We start from the raw sequence: 13206 nt of genomic DNA, 5'->3' as shown, positions 1-13206 counted from the left end.
GCTGCCACTGCCGTGCCCCGCCGGCGGGCCGCCGTTGGGAACGTCATGGGAACGGAAGGATCGGTAAGCCCCATGAACGACCGGGGACGCCTGAACAAGCTCCCCCCGTTTGACCTGCGAGAACGGTAAGACCGGGGATTGGCGGGGGAGGGCAGTGACGATCTCTGGCGAGCTCGTAATGCGTAGGTCTCGGGTTCGAATCCCGAAGGCGGCTCTGTAGAAGCCTCAGGACTCACTCGCCGTGACCTGGGGCTTTTGCTTTTATCGGACGCGGCGTCGGGCGCGGGCCGCGCGGCGGTCGGTGGTCTCAGTTGTGGTCTCAGACACAGGCTCCGGAGCGGTTTCCGGCGTGGGCAGGAACGCGTCTCCCATCCGGCGCATCGCGTCCTTCGAGAGGTGCGACCGCCCCTTCACGTAGCGCCGGGTCTGACTGATCTGTGTATGCCGCAGGATCTCCATGATGGTCGGCATGTCGACGCCCAGTTCGTTGAGGATCGTGCCTGCGGTGTGGCGACTTCCGTCGTACAGGCGCCGGTCGTCGGTTCCCGCCTCGGCAAGCAGATCCTTGAACTCTTCCCAGTCGGCCCGAGGGTCGAGCGGCCGGCCGTCCGGCCGCGTGAAAACGGCGCGGTGTTCCTCCCACGCTTCCCCGGCAGCTGCCCGCATCTCCTCCTGTCGTGCCTTGTGCTCCAACAGGTGGGGGATGAACGGCGGCGGGATCGGCACGGGGTTCGTGCTCTTCTTGGTCTTGGGGCGGGTGAAGAGCAGCCCGCCGCCCTTGCGCTTGGGGCAGGCGCTCGCGTGGTTTGTGCAGGTCTTGATGCACGGCTTCGGGCACCCGCGCTTGTAGCCCTTGTGCGTGGTGCAGTCAGGTGGGCACGCCTCGAAGCGGTGGGGGCGGGCGCCGCACGCGTGAGCGTCCGTGCAGCCGTGACGCCAGGTGAGTCGCTGAAGCTGCCACTGGGGGTGGAACAGCTCGGGTTCGAGATCGACGTACGGCCATCGCAGCCCCCGAGTTTCGCCCTGCCGGAACCCCACGCCGACGCCGAGGATCCACCGCATGAAGGTGGGGCGCTTGGCTGCCGCTTCGAGGAATGCCCTGGCTTCTTCCCGCGTGAACGGGTTCGCCTCGGTCGCCACCTTGCCAGCATCTTCCTCTGGTCCGCACGATGATCCGAAAGAGGGCCCTTAACCTTCAGCGCGGCGGCGGTACGTGTTGATCAAGACGCCGGACGGTGTCGGCTGCGTGGCGGTAAGCGTCAGGCGGCGAGGGCTCTTGCCATCGGCGAAGAGCTGCTTCCCGCTACCCAGGATGAGAGGAAAGACCAGCAGCCGGTACTCGTCGACGAGGTCGTACTCGATCAGGGTTCCGAGCAGTCCTCCGCTGCCCAGCACCACCGTCTCGGTCTCGGATGCGGCCTTAATACGGCTGACCTCCTCCGCCAGATCAGCGCCGAGGAGGGTGGAGTTCGCCCACCTCAGATCCCTGAGCGTGTGGGAAGCCACGTACTTGGGCATCGCGTCCATTGCGGCCACCGCGGGGTCGTTCATGTCGGCATGCGGCCACGTGGCGGCGAAGATCTCGTACGTCCTGCGGCCCAGGAGCAGGGCTCCGGCACTAGCCGTGGCCTCGCTCATGAACCGCTCCACCGCCTCGTCGACATAAGGCAGCACCCAGCCGCCTTGATCGAACCCACCGTCCCGGTCCTCGTCGGCCGAGAGGACCGACTGCATGACGCCGTCCAGCGATACGAAGTTGACCACGGCCAGCTGTCCCATGTGCTGCTCCCATCTGTGTGCTTGCTTCACCGATGTTGACCACACACAGGAGCGGGACTCATCGGTCGCGCCGACACCCTCCTTGATGACCCCGGCCGGGAACTGCCAGGTGATCCCGGCTGCGTCGTCGTCCCGTCGGCACACCAGCAGGACATCACTGTCGCGGACGACTACTGCGATGCCCACGCGCAGTGCCTGCGCGCCCGGCGGCGTCGAGTGCGCCGGGGCGCGGTCCTTCGCCACCAGGAGCGCGAAGCGCTGCCGTGCCGCCTCGGGGGCCTGCTCGTGGGCGGTGTCGAGGAGCTGCTGCATCTCCCTGCGAGGTACGACGTTCTCGTCGGAGTGCCAGGCGGCCACAGTCCTCACGGCGATGCCCAGGCGCGCGGCGAACCGCTCGTTGCTGAGACGTAGAGCGGACTGCAGCAGGCAGGCGTACTGGCCGGTCCAGCGCTCGATCACGTCCACAAGCTGTCCCCTCCTCCCCGCCAGCAACCTGCTCGTCGTCGACGAGGCCGACGCCATCCTGCTCCAGCGCCGCCGCGAAGTCGCGTTGGGAGCGGCCGAGCTCCTTGAACAGGCTGTGCAGAGTCTCCGCAAGCACTGGGAGCGCTGGTCCGGCAAGGGAGGAAGCAGGTAGCTGAGGGTCATCTGGCGGGAGAGAGGGAGTTGTCATGAGCTCGTTTCTACCCGGGAGAACGCCTGGTCGGGGGGTGTTGCGGCCTTCTGGCAACACGTTGCTCCAGGCGCAACGCAGATGTCCGTCGGCACTCTGAAGGTCGTCCATCGGCCAGAGGAGGAACACCAGCATGTGTAAGCGGCTCATTCGGCGCGTCGTCGAGGAGGCGAGGTGCAAGGTGCAGCGCTTCGGCGGGCACACCCAGCGCCTGGTGAAAGAGGGGCTTGCAACGGCCGCCCGCGGGGCCGTCCACGGCATCTTCAGCAGCATCGGCGGTCTGGCCGTCGCGGCTGTCGTGTGGTGGGTCCAGAACCGGTGACTCAGGAGGCGTGCCATCACGCCAGTGCCGGGTGGAGCAGTCGCTGGAGCGTGGTCCTCGCCGACGCGGTTGCCGCCCGGGAGCTTGCCGCCGGTGAGCCGGCGGCGGCACCCGAGGACTCTGCTGTCCTCCTACCCCCTTGCTATTTCTTTTCTTGACGCGCAAAAATATCTCCATCAAACTCTTGGCAACACTGAGTCGGCCATGTGATGGAGAGGCGTGATGTGAGCGCGATGACGGCCCTGGTCCCGGACCAGACGGGAGCCGAGATCTTTGCCCAGGTGCTGACCGCCGGCCCGATCTCCAGAACGGTGATCGCGCAGCGGCTCGGGCTGTCACCCTCCACGGTGACCCGGCTGCTCTCGCCGCTGATCGAGGACGGCTATCTGAGCGAGACCGGACAGCAGAGCGCGTCGGGTCTGGGCCGCCCCCAACGCCTGTTGCGGGTCAACACCGAGCAGCACCTGGTCGTCGGGATCCAGATCGCGCGCACACATGTTGCGGCCGTGCTCACCGACCTCGGTGCACGTCCGCTGCGCCGCCTGGAGCACGCGCTCGATTCCCTGGAGCCCGCTCATGTGCTGTCGGTGGCGGCGGAGCTGACAGCCCGGCTCATCGCGCAGGCACCGAGTGCCGACGCGAGGGTGCTGGGCGTCGGGGTCGGCGTGGGCGGCCACGTCGACGCGGCGAGCGGGGTGTGCCGTTCGGCGGTGCGGCTCGGCTGGACGGATGTCGCCGTCGCTGCTCCGCTGAGCGCGGCCACCGGGCTTCCGGTGGTGGTGAACAACGACGTCAACGCCCTGGTCATCGCTGAGCGTTGGTTCGGCGAGGGCCGGGATGTCGGTTCGTTCGCCGTGATCTCGGTCGGACGCGGCGTCGGTGGTGCGCTGATGCTCCACGGAGTTCTCCACTCAGGTGTCGGTGGACTGGCCGTCGAGTTCGGGCATCTGCCGATCGAGCCGAATGGTCCGGACTGCGCCTGCGGCAACCGCGGCTGCGTGGAGGCGCTGGCCTCCTCCGATGCGGTGCTGCGGATGTTCCGCGAGGCCGGTGGCCGGCCCGAGGCCGACTACGACGCCGTTGTGGAGCTCGCGCGGTCGGGGTCGGAGGTCGAACGACGTGCCGCGCTCGATGCGTTCGCCGTGGCCGGCGACGCGCTTGGACGCGGACTGGCATGCCTGTGCAACCTGCTCAACCCGGGACTGATCGTGATCGCCGGTGAAGGCGTGGTGGCCTATGAGCACTTCGGGCCCGCCATGACTGCGGCGTTGGAGCGCCACGCCGTCTCCACCGCGGCCCGCGACTGTGTGATCAAGGTCGACGAGGCCAGCGAGACGTTGTGGGCGCGGGGTGCCGCCTGTCTGGCCATCAGGGAGAGCGTCCGTGCCCGGTTGTCCTGAGCGCCTGCCCCGTCCCGCCTCCTTCGCCGAAACTTCCGGAGCCGCCGTGCGAAGCCGATAAGACATAAGTCATTGCGAGGAGGGCCGTCGCCGCCGGAATTCACATGACGCGAGATTCGACGCTCACCCCCTGACGTCGTCCGCCGGCTATTACTCGGCCGATTTCTGTTGATGCGCCGAAACGAACCCCGCTGTTCCCTGAATTCGCAGGTCAGGACCGTGAGTTGACGAAGCGTGCCCTGAAACTGTGCCGTCTTCATTGTGCTGAAAAACAGCGTGCAAGAGTGTTGACCAGCCCGCCGTGGTGCGCTGAATAATTCTCCGTAATTCCCGAACGCGATTGTTCGACGCCTTCTCCGGTCTTGTCTCTTCTGCTTTATTCGCCATCCCGTCATCACGGCCGTCTCATGAGGAAGTCATGCGTACGTTCACATCCAGATCCGCCGCCGGTGCGGCAGCCCTCTCCTTTGCCCTGCTGGTGACCGGATGTTCCGGCTCCGGCGACGCCGGCGATTCGTCGAAGGCCGGTCCGGTGTCGATGGAGTTCTGGGGCTGGGCCCCGGGCTACGACAAGATCACCGCCCAGTGGAACGCTGCCCACCCGGACATCAAGGTGACGTTCAAGCAGATCCCGTCCGGTGCCAAGGGCGGCTACGACCAGATGACCAACGCGATCACCGCGGGCAAGGCCCCGTGTCTGGCGCAGGTCACCTACAACGACATCCCGTCGATGCTGGTCAAGAAAGCGCTGATGGACATCACCCCGTATGCCTCCGGCGACACCGGCAAGTACCTGGACTGGACGGTCGCGGCGTCCTCGGCCGGCGGCAAGATGTACGGCGTCCCCGTCGACACCGGGCCGATGGCCCTGTACTACCGCGCCGACCTGTTCAAGAAGTTCGGCATCGCCAAGCCCCCCGCGACCTGGGACGAGTACGCCGCCGACGCCGCCGCGGTCCACGCGGCCGACCCGAAGGTCGCCTTCGGCACCGCGCCCCAGGACGCCTACGACATGGCCGCCCTGACCTGGCAGACCGGCAAGTCCTGGTTCGGCACGCAGAACGGCTCGTGGCAGGTCTCCATCGACAACCCGGGCACGCAGCAGGTCGCCAAGTACTGGCAGGGCCTGAAGGACAAGAAGTTGGTGATGAACAACGGCAACGCCTGGGACCCGACCTTCGACAAGGCGTCGGAGGCCGGCAAGGTCATGACCTTCGTCAACGCCGCCTGGGCCGTCCCGGGCATCAAGGGGGACCTCAAGGACCTCGCCGGCAAGTGGGCCGTGGCCCCGATGCCGACCTGGACCGCAGGCGACCGGACCAGCGCGAACTCCGGCGGTTCCGCCACCTCAGTCCTGACCGGCTGCAAGACGCCCAAGGAGGCCGCGCGGTTCGCCGCGTTCCTGTCCAGTGACCCGGACGCGGTCAGCACCGGCATCAAGGTCGGCGGCCTGTACCCGGCGGCGAAGGCCGGTCTGGACAACCCGCTGCTGTCCCAGGGCGACCCCTACTTCGGCGGACAGAAGATCTACGACGTCTTCAAGCAGTCCGCGGCGAACATCCCCACCACCTGGGTCGTCGGGCCGACGTTCGGTCAGGTCGAGGCGGACTACTCGGACGCGATCGGCAAGGGGAGCTACACCCAGGCTACTGCCACGGTTCAGCAGAAGACCGTCGAGAAGATCAAGAGCCTGGGGCTCTCCGTGACCGGCGGCTGATGTCGGGGGGACGTCAGGTCGCCCGAGGGTTTCGCGGTGCCGCTTGGGGGTGCGGCACCGCGGGGCCCGCCCCCGTCCATACCGCAACCGCGCGAGGAACGACACCATGAGCACCCAGACAGCATCACCGCCCACACCCGCGCCCGCGCGCGTGGTGGCAGGGCCGAGCCGCCGCCGCCGGACCGCACTGAACGCCGCCGGGTTCCTGGTTCCGTTCGGCCTCCTGTTCACCGCGATGATGCTCGCGCCCATCGGATACGCGATCTATCAGAGCTTCTACAAGGTCGATCGCCAGGGCCTGTTCGGCGGTGCGCAGACCACGCGGTTCGCGGGATTCGACAACTTCTCCGACGCTCTCCACGACGGCGACTTCATCGCCTCGCTCGGCCGGGTGGCGCTGCTCGGTGCCTTCCAGGTGCCGGTGATGCTCGGGCTGGCCCTGATCCTCGCGCTGCTGCTGGACTCGCGTTCGGCCCGATTCAGGAAGACCTTCCGGCTGACCTTCTTCCTGCCCTACGCGCTGCCCGGTGCGATCGCTGCGGTGATGTGGTCGTTCCTGCTGGTCAAGGACCTCTCGCCGTTCACCGGGCCGCTGTCGGCGATCGGCGTCCACACCGACTTCCTGTCGGCCGGCTGGATCCCGGTGTCGATCGGCAACATGATCACCTGGGGTTGGACCGGTTACAACATGCTGATCATCTACTCGGCGCTGCAGGCCGTGCCCGGCGACGTGATCGAGGCCGCGACCCTCGACAACTGCACCGGCTGGCGCCTGGCCTGGTACGTCAAGATCCCGATGGTGCGGCCCGCCCTGGTCCTCACAACAGTGTTCTCCATCATCGGCACCGCACAGCTCTACACCGAGCCGGCCGTGCTCGCCGCCGCGCGGATACCCGGCGCCTCCAACAAGTTCAGTCCGATCATGAACACCGCGCTCACCGCATCCCAGGCGGACCCGAACCTGGCCGCCGCCGAATCGGTTCTCCTGGCCCTCGTGACGCTGGTCCTCTCCTTCGGGCTCCTGAAGTTCACTCAGCGAAGGACGGCCGACGCATGACCACCAACCGCAGCCCACTCACCGGCCGCCTGGTCGTCAACGCGCTGCTCGGCCTGATGGCCCTGTACACCCTCATCCCGCTGTGGTGGCTGTTCGTCTCGGCGACCAAGGGCGAGGGATACCTCCACCAAGGCAGCCCGCTCTGGTTCTCCCACTTCGACCTGGGCGGCAACCTCGACCGCGTCTTCTCCTTCCAGGGCGGGGTCTTCTCCTCCTGGCTGGCCAACAGCGCGCTGTACAGCCTGGTCGGCGCGGCGGTCAGCACGCTGCTGTCGGTCATGGCCGGGTTCGCCCTGGCCAAGTACCGGTTCCGCGGCCGCGAGGCGATCTTCAACGTGATCCTGGCCTCGGTGCTGATCCCGGCGCCGATGTTCGCCCTGCCACTGTTCCTGATGCTGGCCGAGCTGCGGCTCACCGACACCTACTGGGCCGTCCTGCTCCCCAGCTTCGTCAGCCCCTTCGGCGTCTACCTCTCGCGCATCTACGCGTCGGCGTCCGTCCCCGACGAGTTGCTGGAGGCGGCGCGCATCGACGGCGCCGGTGAGCAGCGGACCTTTTTCCGCATCGCGCTGCCGGTCATGACCCCGGCCCTGGTGACGATCTTCCTGTTCCAGTTCGTCAGCGTCTGGAACAACTACCTGCTGCCCGCGCTCATGATCAACGACGCCTCGAAGCTGCCGGTCACCGTCGGCCTGGTGCAGTGGCGCTCGGAGTTCGCCAACGGCGTCCCGCCGATGCTCCCGATCACCGGGGCGTTCGTCTCGCTGGTCCCGTTGCTCGTCGCCTTCGTCGTACTGCAGCGCTTCTGGCGCAGTGGTCTCACCGCAGGCGCCGTCAAGTAACCGCAAACCCCACCGACCCAGGCGGTGCCTGGCGCCGCATACAAACAACGATGACCGAAAGCAGCGACGTATGAGCACGCGACCCGACCTGACCGTTGACGGCCACCGCTTCCTGCGCGGCGGCCGCGAGCACCGCGTGGTCTCCGCCGCTGTGCACTACTTCCGCATCCACCCCGAACTGTGGCGCGACCGGCTGCAGCGCCTGCGTGCCATGGGCTGCAACACCGTCGAGCTCTACATCGCCTGGAACTTCCACCAGCCCGCCCCCGGCCCGGCCCGCTTCGACGGCTGGCACGACGTCGCGGCCTTCATCCGCGAGGCCGACTCGCTCGGCCTCGACGTCATCGCCCGCCCCGGCCCCTACATCTGCGCCGAATGGGACCTGGGCGGGCTCCCGGCCTGGCTGCTCGCCGATGAGTCCCTGCGCCTGCGCACCGCCGACCCCGCCTACCTGGCCGCGGTCGGCCAGTGGTTCGACCAGCTGATCCCGGTGCTCGCCGAACTCCAGGTCTCGCGCGGCGGCCCGATCGTCGCCGTCCAGGTTGAGAACGAGTACGGCAGCTACGGCAACGACGCGGCTTACCTGGAGCACCTGAAGGACGGCCTCGTCGCGCGGGGCATCGACTGCCTGTTGTTCACTTCCGACGGCCCGGAGGCGCGCATGCTCGCCGGCGGCACCCTCCCGGGCGTGCTGGCCACCGCCAACTTCGGCTCGCGTCCCGCCGAGGCCTTCGCCGCCCTCGCCAAGTTCCAGCCCGACGCCCCGCTGGTGTGCATGGAGTTCTGGAACGGCTGGTTCGACCACTTCGGCGACCCCCACCACGTGCGGGACAGTTCGGATGCCGCCGAGGCGCTCGACGGGATCCTCGCCGCGGGGGGATCGGTCAACATCTACATGGGCCACGGCGGAACCAACTTCGGTTGGTGGGCCGGCGCCAACCACACCGGCAAGACCCTCACCGACCCCGGCTACATGCCCACGATCACCAGCTACGACTACGATGCGCCGATCGGCGAGGCCGGCGAACTGACCGAGAAGTTCCACGCCTTCCGCGAGGTCATCGGCCGCTACGTGCCGCTGCCGGACACCGAACTGCCCGCCCAGCCGCCGCGGGTCGACCCGCAGACCGTCCCCGCCACCCCCGTCGCGGCCCTACGCGACAGCCTGGACCTTCTCTCCGTCGCGACGCACCGCCCGGCCCCCGAACCGATGGAGAAGCTCGGCCACCATCGCGGGCTCGTCCACTACCGGCACCGCATCACCGGGCCCGGCGGTCCGGCCACGCTGACCGTCGACGGCATCCGGGACCTGGCGCAGGTTTTCCTCGACGGGCGCCTGGTCGGCGTACTCGAACGCGACGACCTGTCCCCGACCGTCGAGCTGACCATCCCCGACGGCGGCGCGGAGCTGGAGATCCTCGTCGAGCCCTTCGGCCGGGTCAACTACGGCCCCCACCTGGCCGACCGCAAGGGCCTGGTCGCCGGCGTGCGCCTGGACTACCAGCACCTGTTCGGCTGGGACATCCGAGCGCTTCCCCTCGACGACCTGACGGCCCTGCCCGCAACCCCTGCCGCCGGGACCGCCGACGGCCCCGCCTTCCACCGCGCCGTCGTCGACCTGCCCGAGGCGGCCGACGCATTCCTCGCCGTCCCGGGCAGTCACCGCACCCTGGTCTGGCTCAACGGCTTCCTCCTCGGCCGCCTGCGGACCGAGAAGGGCCCCCAGCGCACCCTCTACGCCCCGGCGCCCCTGTGGCGTGCGGGCGCCAACGAGGTCCTGGTGCTGGACCTCGCCGGGGCCGCCGCGCCACTCACCGTGGAACTGCGGGCACAGCCCGACCTCGGGCCGATTGCGGCAGCACCCCAGTACTGACCGAGAGCAACACTGACGTCCAGTAGGCAGGAGGAGCGGTCGGCGTTCCTTCATCGCTTCGGCGAGCCCTCCGGGCCACCACCCGCCACGCAGCGTCCGGGCCGCTCCATCCGTGGTGAATCTTTTCCGCTTTTTCTCTTGACTACGGACAAATAAGGAGGAAGCTAACTAATACACCAGGCGACCGGTGAGAGCCACACCGCCGATGGAGACGTCCCATCGACCCGAGTGACACCCATCTCGGCAACTGGCTAGGCTCCCGGCAGAGCAACGTATCGACATCGGAGTCGTCGGCGACGACTGACGCTTATGGGCCGATATGGGGCACCGGGAGCCACCGTATGCGCGGTCCCGGTCTGTACGAGCCGACGAAACGCTGCGCGACGTCCTGCAACTGGCTGGTCGGCTGATTTCCGGCAGCGTGCCCGTGGCCCATGCGTGCCCGTGCCCCCGTGCGTGCCCGCGGCCCCATGGCGGTGTGCCGTGAGCGGAGCTCCTGGCGGGCACCCGAAGGACCCGGCTCGGGGATCGGCGACCGGCGGAACCACCCCGTCGTCCACGTGGCACGCCGCCGACACCCCCGCAGGGTTCGAATCCCGGAGGCGGCTCAGGGAAACCCCAGGACTCACTCACCGCGACCTGGGGTTCTTCCTTGTCCGGACGAGGGGGGGGTGTCATCTGTGCGCGGCGCCCGCCCCCTCTCGTACCACGACCTGTGGTGGATCCCGAATGATCCGTACGGCTCCTTCATGGCCGGCGGCATCCACGGGCAGCGCCTCTTCGGCCCGCCGGGGCTCGACCTCGTCGTCGTGCATTTCGGCTGCCAGGCCATGTCGCTTTCGGTGCCCCGGGCACCGCTGGGCCAGGCACGTTCCTCGAGATCGGTACCCGTCTCGGGGGCCGGGGCTGAGACGTCCGTGGGCGCGGGCGCATGCGGAGCCGGCCGCGGGGGCCGGCCCGGCGCCGTTTGGCAGTCATGAGCGGCTAACACCATGATTTCACTAGTTGACTAGTTGATTCTGAGGGAGGGTGTGCCCGACATGACCACTCCGGACACCGCCGGGAGCCCGTGAGCCCTTGAGGCGCAAGGGCTGGGGAAGAAGTACCGGCGCGGATGGGCGCTTCAGGACTGTTCGTTCAGGCTGCCCGCCGGGCGGATCTGTGGACTCGTGGGGCCCAACGGGGCGGGAAAGAGCACCCTGTTGGGCATCGCGACCCGGCTGGTGGAGGGCACGACGGGCGAACTGCGCATGTTCGGGGTGCCGGTGGACTCTCCCGGCGTCATGCCGCGATACGCCTTCCTCGGCCAGGAGAAGGCGTTGTTCAAGCGCTTCACCGTCGCCGAGACGCTCAGGATGGGGCAGGAGCTCAACCCGCGCTGGGACCAGGCAGCGGCCGAGCGGATCGTGCGGGCCGGCGATGTTCCGCCGCATGCCCGGATCGGCACCCTGTCCGGGGGGCAGCGCACCCGGGTGGCGTTCGCGCTCGCCTTCGGCAAGCGGCCCGACCTGCTGCTGGACGAGCCGATGGCCGATCTCGATCCGCTCGCCCGGGACGAGATGAGCGCGTTGCTGATGGCCGAGGCCGCCGAGCGCGGCACGAGCGTACTGATGTCGTCCCACATGCTCACCGAAGTGGAGGACATGTGCGACTACCTGCTGGTCGTCTCCGGCGGGCGGATCCGGATGGCCGGTGAGACAGACGAGCTGATGGCGCGCCACAAGCTGGTCACCGGAGCGGTGGGGGAATCCGGGGAGCTGCCCGCCGGGCTGGCACTCCACACCGTGGTCGAGACCCGCACGACAGGCCGTCAGTTCAACGCCCTGATACGGACCGAGGGTCCCGTGTGCGGCGACTGGCGGTCGATGGAACCCAGTCTGGAAGAGATCTTGCTCGCCTATCTCCGTTCGCCCGAAACGCCGCCGTTGCTCACCCCCAGCGCCCAGTCCGGCCGGCGAGCGGAGCGTGCGGCATGAGCAAGGCAGAGGGCATATCGGGCCTTCTCCAGGCACCGGTTCGCGGACCGTCGTCCGTACTGGGCGGCGGCATAGGCTGGAAGGGCGCCGCACGCGGAGGACGCCGTCCGCCGCGGTGCGGGAGGACAGGGACGGCAGGAAAGGGGGGGAGCGAAGTGGGCGAAGTGATGGTGTTCCGCATTGACCGCCGCTGCGGCGTCCCCACCTACCTGCAGATCGTCCGGCAGGTCGAACGGGCCTTGCGCATGGGCGTGTTGGCCGTGGGTGACCGCTTGCCCACCGCGGCACAGGTGGCCGCGGCCACCAAAGTGAACCCGAACACCACGCTGAAGGCGTACCGGGAACTGGAACGGGCCGGTCTCGTCGAGGTCCGCCAGGGTGCGGGGACGTTCATCACGCACCCCCTGGCCGAGCCCCGGACCAGCCCCGATTCCCCGCTGCGTGCCGGGCTCACGGACTGGATGTGCCGGGCGCACGAGGAGGGGATGAGCGGTGAGGACGTCCGCAGTCTGATCATCGCGGTCTTCGAGGAGACATTCGCGCGACCGCTGTAGGACGAGAAGGGCCTGCTGCTGACCGAATAGCGTTCGGTGATGAGCTTCGGCAACTTCGCGCGCAAGGTACGCGACACCACCCTGCCCCATGGGCACCGGGTGGTGTCGCTGCGTTCGTGCGTGCAGCTGTACCGGCCGATCGGGTTCGAGGCGACGGTGGCCTATCCGGAGGCGAAGGCCTCATCCTGCCCATGCGCTGATCAGGTCCGCCGCTTCGTCGATGGACTCCCGTTCGTCCTGCGTCAGGTTCGGGTCCGCCGCGCGGCGACAGACCGCCTGGGCCAGCTGGGCGCCCGGGATGCCGCCCCGGTCGGCGAGGCGGGGGAGCAGAGCGGTGAGCAGGGAGCGCGCGCCCGTTGCCTGCGGGGAGGTGCGGTCGACCGCCACCTGGGCCAGGATCAGCGACGACATGGCCCGGTCCAGGGCGGGCGGCCCCTCCGCGGCGGTCCGCCAGTCGATCACCACCGGGCCGTCGGGCGTCAGCATCACCTTGTCCGGGTGCAGGTCCAGGTGGAGGATCCGGTCCTCGGGATCCGGGGAGAGCCTGGCCGGGATCGTGTGCAGGTCGGTGAGGAGACCGGCGAGGATCGCGGCTCCCTCGTCCCCGGTGAGTGCGCCGGAGAGCAGGGACTCCCGCATGGTCGGGCCGGTCAGGCGTTGCAGCACGAGGTCGGAGGGGGTGGCGGCGGCCGGGATCGGGCCGAGGCGGGGGACCGGGTAGCCGAAGGCCGAGAGGTAGGACATCACGGCCAACTCCGGTCTGGCGTCACTGCTGTCGCGGTAGCGGCGCAGGACCCACGCCTCGTCCATCGCGTACACATCGGCAGATCGTCCCGTGCCCAGCAGGTGGCCTATTCGCATGAGGGGAACCTACTGCTGTGGGCGGATGCCGGGGAGATCACCAGCGCATGTGGACGTCAACACCGGTGCGTTAGGGCTGTGACCTGCGATGCAACCCCGGTGTGAATGAGGAACGGGACCCCTGGTAGATCGTCTTGCGACCAAGCTCGAAG

10 protein-coding genes and 2 pseudogenes are annotated in these 13206 nt (G+C 68.5%); 8 read left to right on the top strand and 4 right to left on the bottom strand.

What is annotated here, in order from left to right; genetic code table 11:
* Nucleotides 1-261: 261 nt before the first annotated feature.
* The 3 genes and pseudogenes from ACWD6R_RS15985 to ACWD6R_RS15975 all read right to left on the bottom strand — a co-directional run.
* Nucleotides 262-1134, bottom strand: a pseudogene (locus tag ACWD6R_RS15985) (tyrosine-type recombinase/integrase); the annotation flags it as partial.
* Nucleotides 1135-1188: 54 nt separating this feature from the next.
* Nucleotides 1189-1779 carry a dihydrofolate reductase family protein gene (locus tag ACWD6R_RS15980; protein WP_451819278.1) on the bottom strand — a complete coding sequence of 197 codons (591 nt, stop codon included), beginning with the start codon at nt 1777-1779 and terminating at the stop codon, nt 1189-1191.
* Nucleotides 1774-2244: pseudogene (locus tag ACWD6R_RS15975) on the bottom strand (NUDIX hydrolase); the annotation flags it as partial. The pseudogene ACWD6R_RS15975 and the gene ACWD6R_RS15980, both read right to left, overlap by 6 nt.
* A gap of 341 nt (nt 2245-2585) precedes the next feature.
* Here ACWD6R_RS15975 and ACWD6R_RS15970 point away from each other — a divergent pair.
* The 8 genes from ACWD6R_RS15970 to ACWD6R_RS15935 all read left to right on the top strand — a co-directional run bounded on the left by ACWD6R_RS15970 (nt 2586) and on the right by ACWD6R_RS15935 (nt 12193).
* On the top strand, nt 2586-2774 hold the full coding sequence (locus ACWD6R_RS15970; RefSeq protein ID WP_451819221.1) for a hypothetical protein: 189 nt from the start codon (nt 2586-2588) through the stop codon (nt 2772-2774).
* 233 nt (nt 2775-3007) lie between these two features.
* Nucleotides 3008-4174: an ROK family protein gene (locus tag ACWD6R_RS15965; RefSeq protein WP_451819277.1), complete on the top strand. Its 1167-nt coding sequence runs from the start codon at nt 3008-3010 to the stop codon at nt 4172-4174.
* Nucleotides 4175-4592: 418 nt separating this feature from the next.
* The gene (locus ACWD6R_RS15960; RefSeq protein WP_451819220.1) at nt 4593-5891 is read left to right on the top strand and encodes an ABC transporter substrate-binding protein; all 1299 of its coding nucleotides are present in this window, start codon (nt 4593-4595) and stop codon (nt 5889-5891) included.
* Nucleotides 5892-5997: 106 nt separating this feature from the next.
* A complete protein-coding gene (locus ACWD6R_RS15955; RefSeq protein ID WP_451819219.1) occupies nt 5998-6948 on the top strand; it encodes a carbohydrate ABC transporter permease in 951 nt (316 codons plus the stop codon).
* The gene (locus tag ACWD6R_RS15950) at nt 6945-7790 is read left to right on the top strand and encodes a carbohydrate ABC transporter permease (RefSeq protein WP_451819218.1); all 846 of its coding nucleotides are present in this window, start codon (nt 6945-6947) and stop codon (nt 7788-7790) included. Before ACWD6R_RS15955 ends, ACWD6R_RS15950 begins: the two co-directional genes overlap by 4 nt.
* A gap of 70 nt (nt 7791-7860) precedes the next feature.
* Nucleotides 7861-9663, top strand: coding sequence for a glycoside hydrolase family 35 protein (locus ACWD6R_RS15945; protein ID WP_451819217.1), 1803 nt, complete (start codon nt 7861-7863; stop codon nt 9661-9663).
* 1091 nt (nt 9664-10754) lie between these two features.
* The gene (locus ACWD6R_RS15940) at nt 10755-11639 is read left to right on the top strand and encodes an ABC transporter ATP-binding protein (RefSeq protein WP_451819276.1); all 885 of its coding nucleotides are present in this window, start codon (nt 10755-10757) and stop codon (nt 11637-11639) included.
* A 155-nt stretch (nt 11640-11794) separates the two neighbouring features.
* Entirely contained in the window at nt 11795-12193 is a 399-nt protein-coding gene (locus tag ACWD6R_RS15935) for a GntR family transcriptional regulator (RefSeq protein WP_451819216.1), read from the top strand.
* A 180-nt stretch (nt 12194-12373) separates the two neighbouring features.
* Here ACWD6R_RS15935 and ACWD6R_RS15930 read toward each other — a convergent pair whose 3' ends face one another.
* Nucleotides 12374-13054, bottom strand: coding sequence for a phosphotransferase (locus ACWD6R_RS15930; RefSeq protein ID WP_451819215.1), 681 nt, complete (start codon nt 13052-13054; stop codon nt 12374-12376).
* Between the last annotated feature and the right edge of the window lie 152 nt (nt 13055-13206).

Source organism: Streptomyces sp. NPDC005151, from assembly GCF_053599875.1.
Note: the sequence above shows the minus strand (reverse complement) of the source record. Positions and strands in the feature narration are given on the sequence as shown.